We start from the raw sequence: 22,534 nt of genomic DNA on the forward strand, positions 1-22,534 counted from the left end.
GTATGCATTCAACTAAAACCTCATATAATGAACGATATTATTTAATATTATTCAAGTTTTTAACTAAATATCTTAAAAACGATACTTTTTCTCGTTATTTTGTTTAATTTGATGAAATAACATGTATTATTCGAAGATGAGTTTTATCTTCTTTTTTGAGGCTTCATTGAGTGGATGAAATTATATTAACGATTTCCTGAATATATCTATCGTAACTTACAATAGATCAACGATTTGATAAGATATATCGATTTACCGACAAGCCTTGATAATAATGGTAACCTATCCATATTAGAAATGTAGCAATTCTCCTTCTCCCTTACTGTTCTAATATGATATTTACTTCTTTATTTCACCAAATGTAATTTTCATATTCGGAGCATACACTAAAGATGCATGTATATGAAACACTTCAAAAAATCGTAGTTCTGCTTCATATTGAGCGAGCGCTTCAGCAAATGTTAAGCCCCGACTCATTAAACGGTCTATAAATTGTTGTTTTTCACCTGGATTACTAGCAATCCCCTCTTCTGTTAGAGAATTATATAATCCTTGCTTATCATTTTGATTTAAATTAGAGTCTAAAAAATTCACTTTATCACTTACTCTACATTCAATATTTTTAACACCTAATTCACTTAAATACATAGGTATTTTCATGCCGATATTTCCATCTTTACCGTTTCTCTGTGTATCTCTTTCAAATAATCTCTGCAAAACACCTAGCTGGATAATTTCCGATTGATTCTCTCCATCTAATACGTATGAAGACATATTTGACATCCAATGTGGTTCAAAACAGATTATTTTACCACCTTGTCTAATTGAATGTATCATCTTCTCTAGCATCGTTTTTGGGGAACTCATATGTAATAAGAAAGCCTGACAGATTGCTATATCATATTTATTTTCCAATTCAATTTCTGTAGCATCTCCTACAATAAATTCTGATTCATATGGAAGCGAACGAAACAACTCTCTCGCTTCAGCTATTAATGCTTCCCCGCTATCAATACCTGTATACTTTGATCCATTTGGAAGTAACGGCAACAAAACTAAACCTAAATAACCATATCCACAACCATAATCAACAATATGTACCGGTTCAGTAATCTTCCAAACTGTATTCACTAAAAAACTTAAATAATCATCGTTATAATATAAATCTCTCGTATTTCTTAAATACGCTAGCTTACTATTCCAATCATATTTTTCCAAAACCCACGCCTCCTTTTATATACAAAACTATAGTTCTCCATTTAATAAATGTATTCCTATGTTTCTAAAAATTTTAGAGATGTTTAATTTTAATTAAAACGTTAAATTGTACATGTTCTTTACTCTCCACCTATTTGACAAACTAATTTTTAAAAAAATAAAAAGGATTACATACCTGAAACGATATATAATCCTTTTCATAATAATATTAAAATAAACAGAAGTTTAGTTAGTACAATCACAATCTGAGCAATCGGTACAATCTATTACGTCACAATCTAAATTTCTCTTTTCTTTGCTTCTTTTTAAATAAAAATATAGTAGCACCATAAATAATACGCAAATAACAAAAGCTATTGTTGCTTCTAAATATTTTTCATGAATGATAAAACCAATTCCACTTCCACCTGATATAAAAATTAGAATTATGTAAATCCAAAACATGTAAGTAGCTACCTCCGTTGATATGTGGTTTAAGATGTAATCCATATAATACTAGATGCAATAAATAGTCCCATACCATTACCGCTTAATAAGCCGGTAGTTACTCTTAGCAAATTTGTGCTGCTTCGCCATTTCCATTTTTGGGTGAATCCATCAATTAATAATGGAATTTGAGCAAAAAAGGATAGCATTAATGAGAGACTAAACGAAGGTGTTATTAAAAAGTAAATTGGAAACATACAGAAACCAATTAACATACCTGTGCATCGCGCACATAAAGGCATGTATTTTTGTAGTTTAAGAAAACTCCTTTCCGGTAGTCTATGACAAGGAATATGTAAAATGAAACCTCGAATCAATACGGACCATCCTCTCTACAAATATTTTAATTGATTTCGCAACAAGATTATAGAGTTCTTACACTTCGCAGCATATAACTCTTTATAAATAAGAGTTTATTTAAGAAAATACAAAAAGACAAAACAGGCTAATAATCGCCTGTTTTGTCTTTTTGTTACTCTATATTACACTTTAATTTGATTTGCAGTTTATTAGTAAAGTAATATGAATATTTCTCACGGCGCATAAGCACTAAATTATGATTTTACATCTCCTCAGGTGCCCCTACCCCAAGTAAACGTAATCCCTCTTTTAATACAACCGTCACAGCGTAAGCTAATGCGAGTCTACTCTCTTTCTCTTCGCTCTCTTCCAATATACGAACATTTCCATAATATTTATTGAACGATTGTGCTACATCTAATACGTATTTCGAAATGATTGATGGCTCATTTTTGTTGAAGGCTGCTTCAATTACTTGTGGGAATTTATTAAGTAATTTTACGACACTCCAGCTATAATCATCTTTTAATGCAAACGTACACGTTTCAAATTCTACACTTTCTTTTCTTAAAATAGAGCAAGCACGCGCATGTGTGTATTGTACATACGGTCCTGTTTCCCCTTCAAATTTCAACATATTTTCTAATGAGAATTCAATATTATGCATACGCTCATTTTTCAAATCGTGGAAGATAACTGCTCCAACACCTACTTGCTTTGCCACTTCTTCTTTTTGTTTTAAATTCGGATTTTTCTCTTCAATATTTTGTTCCGCAAGTGCAACAGCTTCTTCTAGCACTTCTTCTAATAAAATAATTCTGCCCTTACGTGTCGACATTTTCTTACCGTCTTTTAATATGAATCCAAACGGTACATGTTCCATTCCATCAACCCAAGTATAGCCTAGCTTTTTTAATACAGTGAAAAATTGATTAAAATGTAAACTTTGTTCTGGTCCAACTACATAAAGTGCTTTATCAAATCCATATGTGTTTTGACGATATAAAGCCGCCGTTAAATCACGTGTTGCATAAATAGTCGCACCATCTGATTTTCTAATTAAGCATGGCGGCATACCTTCTTCTTCTAAATTAACGACTAATGCACCTTCTGATTCTTCAAGCAAATCATGTTCTTCTAAAATTCCAATAAAATCTTCCATTAAATTATTATAGAAAGCTTCTCCTTGAAAATTTGTAAATTCCACACCGAGAAGTTCATAAATACGTGAAAATTCTTTTAAAGATTCGTAACGGAACCAGTTCCAGAGCTCGACTGCTTCTTCATCACCTTCTTCTAATTTTTTAAACCAAGCGCGTCCCTCTTCTTCTAGTTCTTCGTCTTCTTTTACTTCTTCATGGAATTGAACATATAACTTAAATAACTCACGTATCGGATCCTCTTTAACTACTGCTTCATTTCCCCATTTTTTATATGCGGTAATTAATTTTCCAAACTGTGTTCCCCAATCGCCAATATAATTAATTCCTACAACTTCATAGCCACATTTTTCGGCGATATGTTTCAACGAATTACCAATCATTGTAGAACGTAAATGCCCCATTGAAAAGGGTTTTGCAATATTTGGAGATGAGTAATCAATAACTACCGTTTTTTCACACCCCAAGTGGTTTTGACCGTACTCTTCTTTCTTAGCTAAAATCGTTTTTAATACTGCATCACTTACAGTTTCACGATCGAAAAATACATTTACATAAGGACCAACGGCCTCTACTTTCGTAAAGAACGGATCATTTAATTTCTCTGCAACTTCCTTTGCAATAATAGCTGGTGATTTTTTATATTGTTTCGCTAGTGAAAAGCATGGGAACGCTGCATCTCCGAATTCATCTTGTTTTGGTGTTTCAATTAAATCTAAAATTTGATTTTGCGTTAATCCATTCGTAAAAATATTCGATAAACTTTTTGCAAACTGCGTTTTATAATCCATAATACAACCTCCTTATTTTTTGAATACAAAAAACTCGTCTCTAAAAAAAGAGACGAGTTTTAACCCGTGGTACCACCCTTGTTGTTCATTACGAACCACTTTCCCGTTTATAACGAGGACAGGGGGCCTCGGCTTACTCTACTATTCGTTCAAGAAGCATCTCCGAAGTGCGCTTCATCTTTCTCTTCCGCACTAGGCTCACACCATCCCTAGTTCGCTTTCCTTCTGAAAAAGACTACTCTCTTCATCACCGACAGTATATTTAATTAATTATTGCTTATTATACATCTTTTCAAACAATTAGCAAGGGTCAATTACACCAAAGTGAAACTTAGCACTTTTTCTTTTGTATACATGAAAATTATGTTTTTCAAATCTAGAACTACGAAAATGATCTTTCAGAACGACACGTTTTCTCGCCACACGCTTCGCTTCCGCAATTGTTTCGTCAGTAATATCATGATACAAAGCGAAGTGTTTTAATCCTTTTATTCCATCTGATTCTATGACAGTTTCTTCAAACATCGGATCAAGGTAAACAACATCGTAACTATTGTCTTCACATTGCGTTAAAAATGCGAAATGCTCTGTTTGCTTTACATCGATTCTTTGCATTGCCTCATCGATTTCAGAAACGGATGAAGACCACGTTTGCAAGCCTTTTCCCATGATATAAGCCATATATTCATTTCCTTCAAGTCCTGTTACTCTTCCGCCTTCACCAACAATATAACTAGCTACAATACTATCTGATGCCATACCGAGCGTACAATCTAATACTGTCATTCCGCGCTCTAATTTAGCAGCTTGTACAAACGGATCGTGCTCTCCGCGCATTAACCTTTTCACACGAAACATCGCTGAGTTTGGATGAAAGAAAAACGACTCTTCCGTACCTTTCGGATAAATAGCTAATCGATTTTTCCCTACAACAAGCACATCTTGTTCATGCTGTTCATGCAATTTATGTACAGGTATATCATTACGTATAACGAAAGAACTATTTAATTCTGCTGCTACCTTATTTGCATAAGCTGTCATTTCTTTATTTGTTCTTCCTGCTGTTGTTACTATCATTTTTTCACCTCTATATAAAGAAAAGAGGGAGATTCACTCTCCCCCTACTTTAGCAATTCTTTTCGAAAGCTTGTTCTAAGTTCGTAATAATTTCGTCCATAGTTGCACCTTCAATTTCATGACGATGAATGAAATGAACAACTTCTTTTCCTTTTAGTAATGCCATAGATGGTGAAGATGGAGGAATTTCTCCGAAGTATTCACGCATTTTTGCAGTAGCATCTTTATCTTGACCTGCAAATACAGTTACAAGATGGTCAGGTTGTTTTTCAGCACGTACAACCGCTTGACCTGCTGATGGGCGTGCTAATCCAGCTGCACAGCCACAAACAGAGTTTACAACTACTAAAGTTGTACCTGATGCATTCTCCATAAATTCTGTTACAGCTTCTTCTGTAGTTAACTCTTCAAATCCAGAACGCACTAACTCTTGACGCATTGGAATTACCATTTGACGCATGTATTCTTCATAAGCATTTGACATCTTGTAATCTCTCCTTCAACTTTCATTCCAAATTCATCATATCACGCTCTATTAATAGGTGCAAAAGAAAGATAACGATGATTTCATTTTTTTATAGGGATTTCACAAACCCCTTCACGACAGTGTCCAACTGGGACAAGTTTTCTATTGTTAGCGATATAATCGTATACTTTACTTCCAAATCCAAGTACGATAGATAACTTTATAAAAGGTACTGCAAACCAATAAGATGGAACGGCCTTTGCTAATACGTTAATGCTATGAATTCCGTCATACCACTTATTATTTTTTAAAATATACAATCTTTGTTCCATCTTACTTTGTAATTCTTGAGAAAGTTCATACTTCTCAGCTACATCTTTATCTCGAAATGAAACAAATTTCATCTTACCCTTTTTATCTAATCTTTTCGTACGCTCTGCAACTGCTGTACACATCAGACACCAACTATCATAGAAAACAATCATAAACTATTCCCCTTTACGAGACTCCGTCATTTGCTTCCATACTGATCCTTTTGCTTCTTCGCCGCCTTCAATACGTTCTAAAGCTAAACGCGCTTGCATCGCCACTTCAAACTCCGGATCATCTTCTGCTACTTTTAGTGCCGGAATTGCACTTTCATCACCAAGTTCAAATAAGAACATTGCTGCACGCCAGCGTACTAATTTACTTGAATCTTTCAGAGATTTAATCATAACGAACATCGCTGCTGGATCACCCACGTCTGATAAGCAATCTCCTGCTGTACGACGAACACTTACAGAACGATCTAATAACGCTTTATATAATAACGGCAATACTCCATCACCTTTTACCATACCTAAATAAGCTGTTGCTAAACGGCGGATAGATACTTTCTCATCATCTAATGCCATTTTCAATACCGGCATATCTTCTTCAGTAGGATCCATTTGTTCTAAAGCCGCAAAACGGTTTTTCCAATCAGAATCTTTCATCATCTCTTCTGTTACTTTATATGGCTCACGCTTTTGAATCGTTACTTCAACAGCACCCGCTTGATTCAATAGTTCTTTAACCGTTTCATTTACACGTTCTTCTGAATAAGCAGCAACAATTTCTTCTACTACTTCTTTCCCGATTTCTTCAAAATTACCGTAACGTGTACTTTGCTCTACCCATTTGCGCTCTTTCACAACGTTAGGTGCAGACATTTGCACTTTCATAATAGATTCTTTAAAACGATCAGGTAAGCCCACACGCTCTTCCGATGTTCCATCTGTTAACTTCACTTGCATTGGAATTGTAAAGAACATTTGAACAAACACTTTCACTTCCCCAAAATGAGTAAGTTGTTGTTCTTCGCTCTCTTCCACTACTTCTTCGCCGAAAACAGCACGAACTTGTTGTAATAAAACTTTCCAGTCATACTTTGCATTTCGCTCCACTGCTAAAAAGTCGGCTACATGATATACACCTTTAATGCCTTCAATTTTCAAAATCTCTTGCACTTGTACCGGTGCTTGTTCTTTATTTTCATTTGTATAATTATTACGCGCTCCTGAAGGTAATACTTCATTCAAAATAACTTTCATTGTATTTGGACTTGGCGTCGGTTCAATTGCTTTAATCTTCACGTAAAAAACTCTCCTTTATTGCGTGTTCTTAGCTGTATTGTAACATGTTACCCCTTTATACTCCTACTCGGATGCTTAATTTTGCTGATTTCTTCCCATCATCATAATTTTTCATTCTTTCTCTTTCCACCTAATTAATCCGAAACTTCAGTTAAAAGTCTAATATTATTGCGATGTACTCTCCTGCCTTCTCTCTAAAAATGTAATGCTCTCAATCACAACTTCAGTTCTATATATTCTCTTTCCTTGTTCATCATCATAATTACTCGTATGAATACGCCCTGTAATCCCAACAAGTGAGCCCTTCGTACAATATTCTGTTACATTTTCAGCCGACCTTCTCCATATGACACAATTAATAAAATCTACTTGTTGTTCACCTAGACTATTTCGAAAACCTCTATTCACCGCAACACATACTCGTGCATAAGCGACACCTTGTTTTGTGTAGTATAATTCTGGCTCCTTTGTCAATCTACCGATTAATACAACTCGATTCATCATAAGTTATACCACCTCACATATTTTTCTTCATTGTAAAGAAAAATGTTGGAAGGGTAAAAAACGCAAAATGATATATTTGTAAGTAAAAATTATTACTTTATATATTACAAATCAAAAAAAGAAACCCTACATAGTTTAAACATGTAAGGTTTCCAAAAATATTATACTTCACTGCAAGATATGTAATATCCTCGGCGAGCCATCTTTATTTCAGCGCGGTACATTACATTTTCTAAGTAAAAAGTAATCGGTTTAACTTTACTCTCAAATTTCAATTGTTCATTACATTCTGTCGCATATCCTTCAATAGCTGAACGAATGACTTCTGCTGACGGATATGTTAAAGCGTTATCTAGTTCTATGAAAAAACTTTTAGAAAATAGTTTTTTCATAATCCCTTTTTTCTCTTTCATCATATTCCATCCCCTTCAATTCAAGTCACAAACATCCATATTATACCATATATGCGATTTATCTTTAAAAATAAAAAATCCTGCACATTTCGTGCAGGATTTTTTATTAGTCATTTTTCGTAAAGTAAGAAACAAAACGAAGAATTTCTAAGTATAACCATACTAGAGTCATCATTAGACCCATTGCACTGTACCATTCCATATATTTTGGAGCTTGGCTACGTGCACCGCTTTCGATTAAATCGAAATCTAGTAATAAATTTAATGCAGCAACTACAATAACAACCGCACTAATGATAATACCTATAGTTCCACCTTGGTGAATATATGGAACAGTTACACCGAACATATTTAATAAGAATACGATTAAATACATAACCATAATTCCCATTGTAGCCGCAATTACACCCGTACGGAATTTATCAGTTACTTTTACAATACGTGTTGCATATAAAACTAACATTGCAAATAGAATTGAAATTGTAAGTAATACAGCGTTTAAAACGATAGAATCGCCAAATTTCATTGTATAAACTGCTGAAATACTTCCTAATACAACTCCCTCTACCGCCGCATAAATTGGCGCCCCAATTGGTGCCATTCGCGGGAAGAAGATAGATGCAAATGCGATGATTGCCGCAATTACTAATGCACCAATTAACACTGGCATTTTCATCGTACCCTGCATCATCTGTATGTATGAATAGACAGACGTTGCAAGTAGCAAGATAAGCATTATAAACGCTTTGCCTACTGTTCCGCCAATAGTCATCGCAGAAGCGCTTGCTCCCTCTTTACGAAATGCCTCTTTTTTCAACATTGGATTAGATGTTCTCATTTTTTCCCTCCTAAAATAGGTTCTACCAATAGTGTAAAGTTTTTCTCTTTACTTTTCAATATATGCAGCTTGTTTTTATTTTAATCCTTCAACGATGTCTGATAGTTCACTCCATCTTTCCATCGTTTTTTCTAGCTCTTCTTCTGTTTTCTGCTGTGCTTCAGATAATTCTTGTGCCTTTGTGAAGTCAGATCCAACTTTCGCAAGTTCTTCTCCAATTGACTCAATTTTCTCTTCTAGTTCGGCAATTGTGTCTTCAATTGTTTCCCATTCACGCTGCTCATTGTATGAAAGTTTACGTTTACGTTGTTGTTTTGGAGCTTCTTCTACTACTTTTTTCTCTTTTTGAACTTCCGCTTTCTCAATAAGTTCTTTCGTTTTTTCCATTTCTAAATAATCTGTATAACTACCTAGGAATTCACGCACTTCGCCCTCGCCACTAAAGATGAACAGTTCATCTACTACTTTATCTAAGAAGTAACGGTCATGCGATACAGTTAAAACGACACCTGGGAAATCTTCTAAATAATCTTCTAGTACTGTTAATGTTTGTGTATCTAGATCATTCGTGGGCTCATCAAGTAATAGTACATTTGGTTCTCCCATTAAAATACGTAATAAATATAAACGTCTTCTTTCACCACCAGATAATTTACCAAGCGGTGTACCATGTGAATGCGTCGGGAATAAGAAACGTTCTAACATTTGGGATGCACCAATGACTTTTCCATCTGTTGTATGAATAACTTCTGCAATTTCTTTAATGTATTCAATCATACGCTGATTTAAATTCATCTCTTCATTTTCTTGCGTATAATAAGCAACTTTTACAGTTTGTCCTACTTCAACTTCACCACTATCAGGAGATAACTTGCCTGCAAGCATATTTAATAGAGAAGATTTCCCGCTTCCATTCGCCCCAATAATTCCGATACGATCGCCTGGTTTCACAATATGATTAAAATTATGTAATACCGTCTTATCACCAAATTTTTTCGTTACATCTTTTAACTCAAGTACTTTCTTTCCTAGACGACTTCCACTTAGTGCAATATCAACTGACTGTTTTGCAGCTGGTCCTTCTTGCCCCTTTAGCTCATCAAAACGCTGAATACGTGCCTTTTGTTTCGTAGAACGGGCTTTTGCACCACGACGAATCCATGCTAATTCACGACGATATAAATTTTGGCGTTTTGATTCTTGTGCCGATTCTTGCTCTTCACGAAGTGCTTTCGCTTCTAAAAATGTACTATAGTTTCCTTCGTAGCTATATAGTTTACCATTATCTAATTCAAAAATACGGTTTGTCACACGATCTAAGAAATAACGATCATGGGTTACAAGTAATACCGCACCTGTATATCTTGCTAAATATTCTTCTAACCATTCAACTGTCTCATGGTCAAGATGATTCGTAGGCTCGTCTAAAATTAATAGATCAGGTGTTTCAATAAAACATTGCGCCATTGCAATACGCTTTTTTTGTCCACCAGATAGGTTTCCAACAGTTGCTGTAAAATCAGTAATTCCTAATTTCGTTAATAACGATTTCGCATTTGCATTTGCTTCCCATGCACTCATTGCATCCATACGTTGCTGCACTGCAAATAATTGTTCCTGTACTTTTTCATTACTTGGATCTTTTTCGATATTTAATAGTGCTTTTTCATAATCACGAAGAAGACGAATTAAAGGTGTATCACCATGGAACACTTGCTCTAATACTGTTAGTTTTTCATCAAACTCTGGTTGCTGTGATAAATAACTAATTGTATACCCACGTGAATGCGTCATATCACCTGTATCAGGAGTTTCTAACCCTGCAATAATTTTTAATAATGTCGATTTACCAGTACCGTTTACACCAATAATTCCGACACGTTGTCCTTCTGTAATACTACATGATAATCCATCAAATAACGGTTTTTCTCCGTATGATTTCGATAAGTTCTCCACAGTTAACATTTTCATATTTGTGCATTCCACTCTTTCATAAATTGTTCAATAAACTGTTCCATATAACGATGACGAACTTCAGCCTCTTGTTTTGCCACGTTCGTATTCATTAAGTCTTTTAATTTTAAAAGTTTTTCATAAAAATGGTTTAAAGATGGATCGTTATTTTTTCTATACTCTTCTTTCGTCATTACTTCACGCGGCGGAATAGTAGGATCATACATTAATCTCCCTTTTGCTCCGCCATATGCAAATGTACGAGCTATTCCAATTGCACCAAGAGCATCTAAGCGATCCGCATCTTGAACAATTTTTCCTTCAAGTGACTCAACTGTGCCACCGTGACCACCCTTATAAGACATATTGGCGATAATATGAAGAACATGCTTACTTTCCTCTTCTTCAACATGTAAACCTTCTAACCAATCAGAAACTTTTTTCATTCCTGCTTCTTCACTTTCATTTAACTTCTCATCTGCCACATCGTGAAGTAATGCTGCCATTTCAATTATAAAACGATTTCCTCCTTCTTGCTCGGATAAAGAAATCGCCAATTTATGTACGCGTTCAATATGATACCAATCATGCCCACTCGCATCTTTTTCTAAAATATGCTTTACGAAAGTTATTGTCTTTTTTATTTTTTCTTGTTTTATCATTTTATCTTCACCCAGTTACTTATTGTAACACGCCTACATTTTTTCATCACATATTTTCTTGTCCGCCCATACACTAGGTGGTAGGCATCATTATGAAGGAGGAATCAAAATGTTCTATAATAATCAACCACCTTATCCACAACAACCATTTTACCCTCAACAACAGGAACAAAGACACACAGAACAATATGAGGAACAAGAGCTTCAACAGCAAGAACAACAATACGAACAAAATCCATACGCAACACCGCAAAATCAAGAACAACAATATCAGCGAAATCCATATGCAGCACCGCAAAATCAAGAACAACAATATCCTCAAAATCCATATACAGCACCGCAAAATCAAGAACAACAATATCAGCGAAATCCATATACAGAACCGCAAAATCAAGAACAACAATATCAGCGAAATCCATATACAGAACCGCAAAATCAAGAACAACAATATCAGCGAAATCCATATACAGAACCGCAAAATCAAGAACAACAAAATCCATATCCAACTCAGCCACAACAACCACAATACCAACAACAAATGTATCAACCCAACTACGACGCACGTGTCTCACCACCAAAACCACCAACAATTGATCCGGCACAACCACAAATCTTACCTCCTGGACCGACACTCGATATTACACAGCCTCAAATTTTGCCACCTGGACCCATTACAGAACCAACGCAACAACAAATCCAACAAGTTGTCGGTACACAGTTTTTACCTTTAAAGAAACCTGTACTAGATTTCGTAAAACCTTGGGTAGATTACGGTTTAAATGAAGCAAAATATACATCACATCAACACGCTTTAACTGAGGTTGCTGCGATTATGTTCTTAGTTGGTAAAGGATTCAACCCAACGATTGCTCATTATATTGTAGAATCTTGGGAGAAGAATGAGCAGTTTTAGAATTGTTTATTTATTAATATATTAAAACTAAGAAAGTGCCACAAACGCCTGTTTCACAAGCATTTTCGGCACTTTCATTTGTTATATTATATTCTATCTCAAAAGGAAATTTCATATTTTTTCACGTGTTTTTATATTATTTGTGAGCAAATAATATCCTTAAGTAAATTTTAAATACTATAATTTAAAAAGTCTGACTCAAAATGAACTACTCCCAAACTACTAAACTAGCCCTAACAATTAGAGAGTAGCTCAATAAAGAAACGGCATTTTCAATTACTCCATAATATACATAGATAGGCTTCCCTTTTATAGTATGATGTACTTCATTTTTCTCTGCTTTATGTATTTACATTTTTTCTTCTTTCCTCATAATTTTAATCGGGAGAGTGAGGAAGAAAATGGTTCAAATAAAAATTACGCCTGAAGAACTAGAACAAGTTGCAAAGCGGGCTAATGATACAAAGCATGCGCTAGAATCCATACATAATAATTTATGCAATCAAATTGATTACATGTGTTTCCAATGGACTGGTGCATCGAATCAAAATTTCGTTCAAATGTTTAACAATGCAAGACCATCTGCATTCACAGCTATTAATGCACTTTTGCATGTTGAAGAAGAATTAAAGAGAATTGCTGAGAAATTCCGCGTTACAGATAGTCAAGATGTAACGGCTCAAAAAAGTACTACACATAGTAAAGCACCTGAAAAATCTATCCTTGAAAAAGTTTGGGATGGTATAGTAGATGGTGCAGGAGATGCTGTTGGAGATACAATTGACGGTATAAATGCACTAGGAGACTGGGAAACTTGGAAAGGCATGGGCTATACTGTCACCCATTTAAATGAAGCTTTGCCTGCTATGTGGGATGCATTATCAGATTCTTTTAATAAAGATGTTATAAATGGTGATGCAGAAACCCGCGCAAGATGGGGATCATATGCTTTAACACAAATTGGATTAGGGTTCATTGGAGATAAAGGTGTCAGCAAAGCCGCTAAACTAGCTCAAGGTGCTAAATTCTCTCAAGGTATATCAAAAGCTGGACAATTATTTAATAAAGGCGACAACTTGGCTTTTGCAGGTAGTAGTAATGGTATCAAATCTGGATTTGACAGTGCTTTATTTAGACAAGCTGAGGAGGAACTATCAACCTATCAGTTTGCTAAAGGTGATAGGTCCAAACCTGTCACAAGTGTAGGTGAAGCACAAGTAAAACGTTATTTAGAGGATACTGGCGGAACAATGGCTGAGGTCCAACCGAAATACACACGGAACCAAATCGAACATCTAACTGAAAATAACTTTAATAATCAATTAGATTCTGTTTTGCGAGATGTAGATATGTCACGTGAAAAGTTTGATGAGTTAAAAACAAAGATGTATCATGAACTTAGTCCTGAAGAAGTGGTGGCCATGAAACAGATTAGAGACAGTGTTCCAACACCAACTTCTACTACCATGATGCAAAAGGCGATTCCATTAGAAGATATTAAACATTATTTAACCAATCCGAATTGGAATATGGTTCGTGGATGCGTTGCGAAGTTTGAAGATGTGGCAGATATTCAATCATCACGTGATTTATATCATTCGTTACGATTGGATTATCATAAAACTAAATTTACTACAGAAAGTGACTTTGGTGTTATTCGCTTTAAATCAAATGATGTGGAAAGTCTATATATACCATATGGCGAAAATTTTGGTGACGCAGTTAACAAAAAGCCTAGTGAATATCTTAATCACCCTCAAACAGGAAATGGATTTATCATGGCAGAAAATGGAAAAGTCATCCCCGAATACGAGTCACCTTATGGAAAAGGATTGCAACCGAATGATGGGGATGAAATATATGAAGTTGTAAATGGAAAAGAACGACTGGTAGGAATATTTGATAGTGATCTAGCAAAATTCGTACCTGCCTCAGAAAAATAGTTTTTGAAAGGAAGCTTTTGTTATGATTAAACAAGGGAAATACGGTATTTATCAAAGAAAAACATATCGTTTAGGGAAAGCGGATGAAGAATATGTCAATATAGTTTCAAGAGATGTTACAGAACTAGAAAATGGCTTCCTGCCCCATGCCCGAGATAAAAATTTTTTTATAAAACAAGTTAAAAGGTCTGATTTAGAAACAGCCTATAACGTTACTCCTTTTGCTGTATATAAAGGAATTGAGTTTGTATTAATAGGATTAAACGAAGAAAGAAGAACTGTAGATATATATGGTATTGATCCAAAAGTGGCTCGTGAGCTAGGGATGTCTACAGCTGGCCGTGGCGAATTTTCAAAAACTGTACCACTTGATGATGTAGAGTTAATTGAAAAAATAGAACCTATCTGGGGATTTACACTAGATAAGGACAATTAATCACAACAAATAAAAGCAGAACCTTTATATGAAGTGAACCCCGAAAACGGGACACATATCAAAACTGAACTGACCCACGAATTTGGGACATGAAAAAAACACCTATGCTACCTGTTTCTTGTATTCTATAGGAGACAGGTAGTTTAACTTTTCTTGAATACGTTCCGTATTATAATACTCAATATAATCGTGAATGAGTTTTTTGAGAGTAGAAGTTGAATGTAGTTGTTTTTCTTGTGAATAAAATAATTCAGATTTCAATGAGGGATGAAAAGATTCTATTACGGCATTATCATGACAGTTTCCTTTACGGGACATGCTTGTGGTAATGCCATTTTCTTTAGATAATGTTTGGAAAGCATATGAGGTATATACGGCCCCTTGATCACTATGTAGTATAACTTCAGCCTTTTTTTGTGATTTTATCGCCTTCTCAACTGTTTTTAAGACGAGTGTTACGTCTTGTCTGTTACTTATTTCATACGCAATGATTTCATTGTTATATAAATCCATAATACTTGATAAATACAACATCTCTGTACCAAATGGCAAATATGTAATATCTGTAACCCATTTTTCATTTGGTTTGGTAGCTTGAAAGTTTCGATTTAAGAGATTCTCTACAACAATCCTACTTTCTCCATTGATCCAGGTTCTTCTCTTTCTTTTAACCCTACATTGTAAACTATTCTTTTGCATTATTTTTTGTACAGTTTTTCGATTTAAGTGATAATTATATTTTCGTTTCAATAAAGCAGTAACTTTTCGATGTCCATATCGAAAGTGATTTGTCATACAAATTGTCAAAATAGCCTGTTCTAATTTTGCTTCCTTTATATCTTTCGCTTTATTTTTCCATCGATAATAAGTAGAACGAGGTATACCAATTAATATACATATCTCTTTAATGGAGTACTCATTTTTCATCAACTCCACTAATTCTACAACTACTTCTTTAACCAACTCCTCCCGATTTCGTGGTACTTTTTTAAAATGTCTATTTGCATTTTTAATTTTCGATTCTCTATCTGAAGTTTCTCTACTTCAGTTATGCCTTCTTCACTAGCCTTTTGTAGCGTACTTTGTTTTCCTACAGGGCGACTAAAACGATACGTTTCACCTTTACGATGCCACTTCATCCAAGTTTTAATCTGTTCTTTATTTTTAATTCCTAATTGATCCATAATTTCTTTGTTTGTGTACCCTTGTTTTTTCAGCTCGATTGTTTTCCATTTAATTTCTTCTGAATAAGATTTTCTCGTTCCCATAAAAGAAACACCTCCGTATATTCGTATTTAAATTAAATACGGTATAAGAGGTGTTTTTTCCTTGTCTTATTTCATTGGGTCACTTCACTTAGTATGCGAATTCAGGAGGTGTTTTTCTCATGTACCACTATTCGGATTCACTTCAAAAGTGAGAGTGGTCTTTTTATTACTTTATCTAGCGACCTTTTCAAATCCCCTTATATTAGTGCTCGCTATTAAGACCTTTTTCTTCTAGGACCTACAATTAATTTGATTGCTGTTCTTTCTTGATTATCGATAGTAACCTCTTGAAACGCTGGAACAAGAACCAAGTCAATTCCACTTGGAGCGACAAAACCTCTTGCAATCGCAATCGCTTTAATCGCTTGATTTAAAGAACCAGCTCCAATTACTTGGATTTCTACATTGCCACTTGCTCTTAGTACACCTGCTATGGCACCTGCCACTGAATTCGGACTTGATTTTGAGGATACCTTTAATATATTTTCCATGTAAGTTGCTCCCTCTATTATTTAATCTCTCTTTTCTTACTGTTTGAAATATAACTAACGTATCTTTAACTACTATTCACACTAAATACAAACAATTCTGTATAATTATATTCATTCGATATTTTTTGCCTTCTTCCTGCACAACTACATAAATAAAAAGCGACGACTAGGTTAAAAACTTAATCATCGCTTTATCCATTTCTCTGTTTCACTAAAATGCTGTCCTTTAAATACATCTCTTCTTTACTTTGGCGATATACTATCTTAAAGTTTAAATACTTCAACATTTTAAAACCTTAGATAGAGTTATCTGCTAAATATTCATCCTTTTTCTTCTCCAAAGTTCATTACATAGAATATTCTAACTCCATTTTTTTGAAAACTATATCTCCTCATTAGAGCACTTTATGTTATGCCAGCTTTTTATCCCAAATCTATTACCCTATATATGGACAAGTATACACGCCAATTGCTTTTCGATTGCATAAACTACTATGTGTTATACATTTATTAATAATAGGAGGTAATATATTGGGTTCATACTACCATTCTTCAAGTTCATATAAAAGATGTTCATGCCATCAATCTTCCAGTTCGTATAAAAAATGTTCATGCGACCATTCACATAAATCATCTAAGCCTGCTTACGGCACTTTTTGGCAAACTGAGTTTATCACGGTTCCTTTTGGCGGTTCTTTTCCGTTTAATCACGTTGGCCCTTTGGCAGGAGGAGTTTCCTTACTAAATCCGACTACTATACAATTTAGTAAAGCTGGTGATTATAGAATTTCTTTCATTTCAAGTATTAACACTACGTTAAATCCTGTATTTCCCCATATTCCAGTTATAACTATATTTTTAAATAACAATCCACTTGCTAATAGTCAAGGTGATTTCGCTTTTCAAATGAATACTTCATCAAATAACGAATGCCTTCAACTAGTTGGCGAAACTATTGTTACGGTACCTGCTAATTCAACTCTTCAACTTAGAAATAATAGTGGTTTCAATCATCAAAGTATTGTAACTTGTGATAATGGTATAAATTCAGTTGAATTAACAGTTACAAAACTAAGTTAATACTATTCCCTCACATTCAGATACTAATTTAGTATCTTTTTTTATTGCATAACGTTTTTTTGATTCCTATCGTCCCCTTATACAACATAAACTCCCATTTCACTTTTCTATTCATTTACTAAATATGAAAAAGTGCCGAAATCCTTCTCCCACAAGAATTCGGCACTTTTTTTATTAAAACCTATTCATTCTTTCCTACTTCTCCACATAAACCGACTTAACTATCGTACGATTATAAGGTTGTCCTTCCTTATTCATCCCTTTTATATCAATTGTAACGTTATATACACCCGGCTGTTCTATATTTTTCAAAGCACCTGTAAATGTATTTGTATTAATATTTTGCGATTCATTTGATTCAGAAACTAACTTTCCATCTTTATTAATTACTCTTACTGTTACTGAAAGATCGCCTTTCATTTCTGGAGCTACAGGTGATTTTTTGAGTTTATACTCTGCTTTATTTACTTTAACTTTTGCCGGCATTTGAAGGACGAACGGAGCATCTTTTTTGTAATCGGTTACGATTAAATATGCATCATTCGGCTGCTTCGCCATCATTTTAACTTGCCATTCTCCTGCTTCCATTTTATCAAATTTAAATGTTCTTATAGTCGCTCCTTTAAAGAAAGATTCACCTTCACCAGTAGATACAGCACTATCTTTATTTGTATAAACTTTTCCTTTTGGAGAAATTAGTTGTATTTCTACATCCGAAGAAGCTGTTAAAACAGAAACTACCCCTTCTGCCTTTTTATCAACTGCGACAGTTTGTCCTACCCACTGATTTTGTGACAACTCTCCTCCTAAAATAGCTTGATTAGAAGTTGTGTTTAATTGTTCTACCTTTTCCTCTGAACTATTACTTGGGGCTAATAAAACCGGTACTGGTACATTCGCTGTCCGTAAATATGGTTCAATTCGTGCGAAAACAGCTGAACCTTTTCGGATATTATCATGATCAAACCGTGAATCTGTAAATAAATGTGTTCCATATGGTAACTTAGCACTCCATTCGTTCACTAACCCATCATTAGAACCGTATGATGACAAATACAACCCACCCGTAGATAATGCTGAAAAAACAGGTCCCCAGCTTGTCCCAGTAGCCGTATAGTAACGGTTTAATTTAGCTGCAGGATTATTATCTATTGTAGAACGAAACTTTGCCATTTCACCTATTTGTAATGAATATGTCCCATCATCTTTTTGTCCTAATATAGAGGCAAGCCACCCTGCCCACCAACTATATGATAAATCCGCTAAATTTGATCCGTAATGTGGAGTGGCAAGCGTAATAACATTTCCAACAAATCGATTCGCTCCATATCCAACTAACGCAGCTTGTGTATCGATACCACCTTTACTGTGAGCTACAACATTTACTTTTTTACCAAAATGATTATAAATTTCTTCAAGCTTTTGTGCTAACAATTTTCCATTGTCCCATTGGCTAGCAGATCCTTTCCCCGCGGCATCATATAATTGAATCAATACAGTCTGATAGCCTGCTTTCAAAGCATAATCGTACATATCATTCATATCATGATATACTGTCTTTCCATACCAACTATCCGCATTACCATTTCTTCCTTGTACAAAGAGAATTGGTGGTTTATTCTCATCATAATTAGCAGGCTTCTGACCTAAAAACCATTCTCCAGGAGTAAATACTTCTTGATCTGGAAAGCCAGTCTTAAGCTCTGTTACAGCCTCTGCGTGTACATTTGTACTAACAACCATCGGACTCATAAAACAAAGTACAATAAGTAATACGATACACCTTTTCATAATCCCCATTAAAATCCCCCTTTTCCTCTTGAAAGAAAGTGCCACCATTACATTGGACATCAATTGTTTTAAAATTCCATTTAATCAATTACTTTTACGATACATTTGAATAAGAAATTAATAGCCACATTCCTTTCTTATCAAACGTTATTCTCTCAGCATTCCTTCATTCCTTTTTGCAAGAATCATTTTAAATATTTCTCAATAAAGCTTTCTCTTTACCAAAGAAGCTGCGTATAAAAGGTCTCTTTAATAACCTTTTATACGCAGCTTCTTTATTTAAAACTCGATGATGTACTCATCATCATATTTATCGTATTGCAAACCAGCTCCTATTTTCAATTCTGTAACTTTATCTCTCAGAAATGGTGCATCTTCTATTTTACTAGTTGCAATTTCAATTCCGTATTTCTTTGTTAAATGCGCTAACTCTATTAAAAACCATTCTCTTCGCAACGCGACTGGAATATCATACGTCCGTCTTTTCATATATACTAGCACCTCATATTTTTTCATTATTAAAAAAGTACCACTTCTACTTTCGATACACTTTTTAAAACTATCGTTTCTCATCAAAGGCCAATGAAACATTATAGTATATGCATGTCTGTTTTAAACGTGCTATGGCAAAAATAATATTAAAAAACTCATTTAGTTTACATAAAAAAATTATGTAATAGTAAAAGGGTAAGGCTTGTCCCTCATCCTTTTACTATCAAAAGCTAAATTAAGAACATCTTGGTACACCTAACGCTAAGAATAAACCTGCTACTCCTGCTGTAATTGGCACTTTCAACGTAATAACATCATCTACTTTTGTTACTAAAAAGTAAGCATTCCCTTCTTGTAACACGCAATTCACTAATAATTGAAATTCCATACAAATCTCCTCCTTTCAATCGATATACTATAATTTATGAAATCTCTTTCAAAAAGTAATAGTAAATATATCCATTTTTCCTTATATATAAAATAAATGTTTATATGTCTATTAAAAATATTAATTTTCTAAATTAATATAAAACGTGTACTATCCAATAAATCCCTATATAATCAATAGAGAAAATCTTACAAACGGAGGTATGAAAATGGCGATTTTGAGTAATATTGGTGTAGCTTTATTTTTGATTGCTATCATTCTTTTAATCTTATGCATCATTTCACTCTTTAAAAAAAATGGAAAAGCAAAACAATATGGTCGTTCTACCGTTATTCTTTTTATGATTTCAATTGTTTTAATGGTGACCGGCACAACAAAATCTGAACACCCATTCATCGAATTTTTTTCTACTTTAAGTTTCATTCTATTTGTATTCTTCCTTGTCCTAGCAATATTATCTGTAATTAAAAAGACAGGTGTAGCAAAAAAACAATTTATTATCACAGCTATTTTATTTGTCATTTTTGTTGCGCTATCAGGTATTTCAAGTCCTTCTTCTGAAAAAACGACAGCAACGAATAAACAAGTTGCTTCTAATAGTGAAGAGAAAAAAGATGACGAAAAGAAAAAGGAATTAGAAAAGAAAGAGGCGGATGAAAAAACTCGTAAGCAAGAAGATGAGAAACGCCAAGCTGAAGAACTAGCTCGTAAGCAAGAGGATGGGAAACGCCAAGCTGAAGAACAAGCCCGTAAACAACAAGAAGAGCAACAGCGTCAAGCTGAAGAACAGGCCCGTAAACAACAAGAAGAACAACGCCAAGCTGCTGAGCAAGCTCGTAAACAACAAGAAGAACAACAACGCCAAGCCGCTGAGCAAGCTCGTAAACAGCAAGAAGAGCAACAACGTCAAGCCGCTGAGCAAGCCCGCAAACAACAAGAAGAGCAACAACGTCAAGCCGCTGGACAAGCTCGCGTACAACAGGAACAACAAAAAGCACAGCAAACTCAAACAAAACCTGCTTCAGGAAATACAAGTAACGCATATTACAAAAATTGTGATGCAGTTAGAGCTGCTGGGAAAGCTCCTTTATATAGAGACCAACCAGGTTATAGCTCTAAACTTGATCGTGATGGCGATGGGGTTGCATGTGAAAAATAGTAGTAAAAAAGAAGCTTCTAGTAAGCTTCTTTTTTTATTATCAGAAACTATTGCGACGAATGCCCCTCCTCTTCCTTTTATAAAACTCATTTTATTATTCTCAAATCAGACACATAAAAAGTGATTTCAATCACCACATTATTTTTCATTTATCGCTATTCTTAATTTAGATATTACATTTAAACTTTATGGAGGCATTCATATGGAACATACATTTACTGAAACTTCAATTGTTGGTGAGATTGTTACACAATTCCCGAAAGCTAGTGATCTTTTTAAATCATATAGAATAGATTTTTGCTGTGGTGGTAATAAGCCACTTATTGATGCAATTCATGAAAGAAATTTATCAGCTTTTGAAGTAATTACAGAGTTAAATACGCTTTATCATAATACGAAACTATTAAATGAATCTGAAATTGATTGGAACAATGCTTCTTATCGCGAATTGATTGATTATGTAATTAATAAGCATCATCGTTATTTAAATGAAGAGTTACCGCAGTTAAGTCCATATGTGACGAAAGTATTACGCGTTCATGGAGCAAATCAACCTCATTTAGCTCAAATTCATAAGCTATTTCATGAACTTAAAATGGAATTAGAACAGCATTTAATTAAAGAAGAAACGGAAGATTTCCCATTAATTTTAGAATTTGAACAAAATCCAACTGATGAAAACTATGAAAAGTTACGCAAAGTAGTAGATGAGTTGGAAAATGAACATAGCCACGCCGGAAATATTATAAAAGAACTTCGTAAGATGACAAATGACTTTACTCCACCAGAAGGAGCTTGCGGCACTTACCGCCTTGTTTACCAGCGCCTTGAAGCCATTGAATCTGATTTATTTGAGCATATTCATTTAGAAAATAATATTTTATTTCCACGTGCAATTACAAAAGCATAAATAAAGTGCAGGACATGAGTATTTCTACTCATGTCCTGCTTTTTTATTACGTGAAAAACATTCACACTTCCCCATCTCACCTATCCACTCATATTAACAAATTATCCTCTCCCTTCTCCCTTCACATAAACTCGAATTTTAACAATTTGTGAATGATTATAAAAATGTGATAAATATCA

24 protein-coding genes and 1 other annotated feature are annotated in these 22,534 nt (G+C 34.4%); of the genes, 6 read left to right on the top strand and 18 right to left on the bottom strand.

Annotated features, from left to right (window positions below; translation table 11 throughout):
* Window positions 1–339: 339 nt before the first annotated feature.
* The 13 genes from SJY24_RS19735 to SJY24_RS19795 all read right to left on the bottom strand — a co-directional run bounded on the left by SJY24_RS19735 (window position 340) and on the right by SJY24_RS19795 (window position 11,484).
* Window positions 340–1,218 carry a class I SAM-dependent methyltransferase gene (locus tag SJY24_RS19735; protein WP_377865886.1) on the bottom strand — a complete coding sequence of 293 codons (879 nt, stop codon included), beginning with the start codon at window positions 1,216–1,218 and terminating at the stop codon, window positions 340–342.
* 225 nt (window positions 1,219–1,443) lie between these two features.
* Window positions 1,444–1,662, bottom strand: a complete 219-nt coding sequence (locus SJY24_RS19740) for a hypothetical protein (protein WP_377865887.1) — start codon at window positions 1,660–1,662, stop codon at window positions 1,444–1,446.
* A gap of 29 nt (window positions 1,663–1,691) precedes the next feature.
* Entirely contained in the window at window positions 1,692–2,021 is a 330-nt protein-coding gene (locus SJY24_RS19745) for a DUF2085 domain-containing protein (RefSeq protein WP_128854840.1), read from the bottom strand.
* 245 nt (window positions 2,022–2,266) lie between these two features.
* Window positions 2,267–3,955 (bottom strand): arginine--tRNA ligase, encoded by a 1,689-nt coding sequence (gene argS / locus SJY24_RS19750; protein WP_377865888.1) that lies wholly within the window; start codon window positions 3,953–3,955, stop codon window positions 2,267–2,269.
* 45 nt (window positions 3,956–4,000) lie between these two features.
* Window positions 4,001–4,215: a binding site (T-box leader), on the bottom strand.
* A 40-nt stretch (window positions 4,216–4,255) separates the two neighbouring features.
* Complete coding sequence (locus SJY24_RS19755; RefSeq protein ID WP_377865889.1) at window positions 4,256–5,032, bottom strand: class I SAM-dependent methyltransferase; 777 nt, start codon at window positions 5,030–5,032, stop codon at window positions 4,256–4,258.
* Between the two features lie 49 nt (window positions 5,033–5,081).
* Window positions 5,082–5,516 carry a BrxA/BrxB family bacilliredoxin gene (locus tag SJY24_RS19760; RefSeq protein WP_000063703.1) on the bottom strand — a complete coding sequence of 145 codons (435 nt, stop codon included), beginning with the start codon at window positions 5,514–5,516 and terminating at the stop codon, window positions 5,082–5,084.
* Between the two features lie 83 nt (window positions 5,517–5,599).
* Window positions 5,600–5,983, bottom strand: a complete 384-nt coding sequence (locus SJY24_RS19765) for a thiol-disulfide oxidoreductase DCC family protein (protein ID WP_377865890.1) — start codon at window positions 5,981–5,983, stop codon at window positions 5,600–5,602.
* Window positions 5,984–5,986: 3 nt separating this feature from the next.
* The gene (locus tag SJY24_RS19770; RefSeq protein WP_377865891.1) at window positions 5,987–7,114 is read right to left on the bottom strand and encodes a conserved virulence factor C family protein; all 1,128 of its coding nucleotides are present in this window, start codon (window positions 7,112–7,114) and stop codon (window positions 5,987–5,989) included.
* Window positions 7,115–7,279: 165 nt separating this feature from the next.
* Complete coding sequence (locus SJY24_RS19775) at window positions 7,280–7,618, bottom strand: single-stranded DNA-binding protein (RefSeq protein WP_377865892.1); 339 nt, start codon at window positions 7,616–7,618, stop codon at window positions 7,280–7,282.
* 161 nt (window positions 7,619–7,779) lie between these two features.
* Window positions 7,780–8,034, bottom strand: a complete 255-nt coding sequence (locus SJY24_RS19780; protein ID WP_377865893.1) for a DUF4318 domain-containing protein — start codon at window positions 8,032–8,034, stop codon at window positions 7,780–7,782.
* A 103-nt stretch (window positions 8,035–8,137) separates the two neighbouring features.
* On the bottom strand, window positions 8,138–8,869 hold the full coding sequence (locus SJY24_RS19785; RefSeq protein ID WP_377865894.1) for a Bax inhibitor-1/YccA family protein: 732 nt from the start codon (window positions 8,867–8,869) through the stop codon (window positions 8,138–8,140).
* 75 nt (window positions 8,870–8,944) lie between these two features.
* Entirely contained in the window at window positions 8,945–10,840 is a 1,896-nt protein-coding gene (locus SJY24_RS19790) for an ABC-F family ATP-binding cassette domain-containing protein (RefSeq protein WP_128279870.1), read from the bottom strand.
* Entirely contained in the window at window positions 10,837–11,484 is a 648-nt protein-coding gene (locus SJY24_RS19795; protein WP_377865895.1) for an HD domain-containing protein, read from the bottom strand. The genes SJY24_RS19790 and SJY24_RS19795 overlap by 4 nt, the downstream gene beginning before the upstream one ends.
* 109 nt (window positions 11,485–11,593) lie before the next feature.
* On the opposite strand from SJY24_RS19795, the gene SJY24_RS19800 reads away from it, so the two are divergent.
* The 3 genes from SJY24_RS19800 to SJY24_RS19810 all read left to right on the top strand — a co-directional run bounded on the left by SJY24_RS19800 (window position 11,594) and on the right by SJY24_RS19810 (window position 14,776).
* Window positions 11,594–12,397: a hypothetical protein gene (locus SJY24_RS19800; protein ID WP_377865896.1), complete on the top strand. Its 804-nt coding sequence runs from the start codon at window positions 11,594–11,596 to the stop codon at window positions 12,395–12,397.
* A 401-nt stretch (window positions 12,398–12,798) separates the two neighbouring features.
* The gene (locus tag SJY24_RS19805; RefSeq protein WP_377865897.1) at window positions 12,799–14,340 is read left to right on the top strand and encodes a WXG100 family type VII secretion target; all 1,542 of its coding nucleotides are present in this window, start codon (window positions 12,799–12,801) and stop codon (window positions 14,338–14,340) included.
* A gap of 22 nt (window positions 14,341–14,362) precedes the next feature.
* Window positions 14,363–14,776, top strand: a complete 414-nt coding sequence (locus SJY24_RS19810; protein WP_098561431.1) for a hypothetical protein — start codon at window positions 14,363–14,365, stop codon at window positions 14,774–14,776.
* Between the two features lie 102 nt (window positions 14,777–14,878).
* Here the strand turns inward: SJY24_RS19810 and SJY24_RS19815 are convergent.
* Window positions 14,879–16,044 (bottom strand): IS3 family transposase gene (locus SJY24_RS19815; RefSeq protein ID WP_377865898.1). Its coding sequence is split into 2 segments (ribosomal slippage): window positions 14,879–15,765 and window positions 15,765–16,044, totalling 1,167 coding nucleotides; the frame shifts between segments, so codons are not numbered across the junction.
* A gap of 215 nt (window positions 16,045–16,259) precedes the next feature.
* On the bottom strand, window positions 16,260–16,535 hold the full coding sequence (locus tag SJY24_RS19820; protein ID WP_000427797.1) for a stage V sporulation protein S: 276 nt from the start codon (window positions 16,533–16,535) through the stop codon (window positions 16,260–16,262).
* Between the two features lie 531 nt (window positions 16,536–17,066).
* Here SJY24_RS19820 and SJY24_RS19825 point away from each other — a divergent pair.
* On the top strand, window positions 17,067–17,615 hold the full coding sequence (locus tag SJY24_RS19825; protein WP_071733999.1) for a preprotein translocase: 549 nt from the start codon (window positions 17,067–17,069) through the stop codon (window positions 17,613–17,615).
* Between the two features lie 195 nt (window positions 17,616–17,810).
* Here the strand turns inward: SJY24_RS19825 and SJY24_RS19830 are convergent, their stop codons facing one another.
* The 3 genes from SJY24_RS19830 to exsG form a co-directional block, all read right to left on the bottom strand.
* Window positions 17,811–19,415: a lipase family alpha/beta hydrolase gene (locus SJY24_RS19830; protein ID WP_377865899.1), complete on the bottom strand. Its 1,605-nt coding sequence runs from the start codon at window positions 19,413–19,415 to the stop codon at window positions 17,811–17,813.
* Between the two features lie 270 nt (window positions 19,416–19,685).
* On the bottom strand, window positions 19,686–19,895 hold the full coding sequence (locus tag SJY24_RS19835; RefSeq protein ID WP_000830289.1) for a hypothetical protein: 210 nt from the start codon (window positions 19,893–19,895) through the stop codon (window positions 19,686–19,688).
* Window positions 19,896–20,133: 238 nt separating this feature from the next.
* Window positions 20,134–20,286: an exosporium protein ExsG gene (gene exsG / locus SJY24_RS19840; protein ID WP_000395676.1), complete on the bottom strand. Its 153-nt coding sequence runs from the start codon at window positions 20,284–20,286 to the stop codon at window positions 20,134–20,136.
* Window positions 20,287–20,494: 208 nt separating this feature from the next.
* On the opposite strand from exsG, the gene SJY24_RS19845 reads away from it, so the two are divergent.
* Window positions 20,495–21,445 carry an excalibur calcium-binding domain-containing protein gene (locus tag SJY24_RS19845; RefSeq protein ID WP_377865900.1) on the top strand — a complete coding sequence of 317 codons (951 nt, stop codon included), beginning with the start codon at window positions 20,495–20,497 and terminating at the stop codon, window positions 21,443–21,445.
* A gap of 202 nt (window positions 21,446–21,647) precedes the next feature.
* A complete protein-coding gene (gene ric, locus SJY24_RS19850; protein ID WP_377865901.1) occupies window positions 21,648–22,355 on the top strand; it encodes an iron-sulfur cluster repair di-iron protein in 708 nt (235 codons plus the stop codon).
* Window positions 22,356–22,534: the final 179 nt, after the last annotated feature.

This window comes from Bacillus sp. R86525, assembly GCF_042466195.1.
In the GTDB taxonomy this organism is placed as follows: Bacteria; Bacillota; Bacilli; order Bacillales; family Bacillaceae_G; genus Bacillus_A; species Bacillus_A nitratireducens.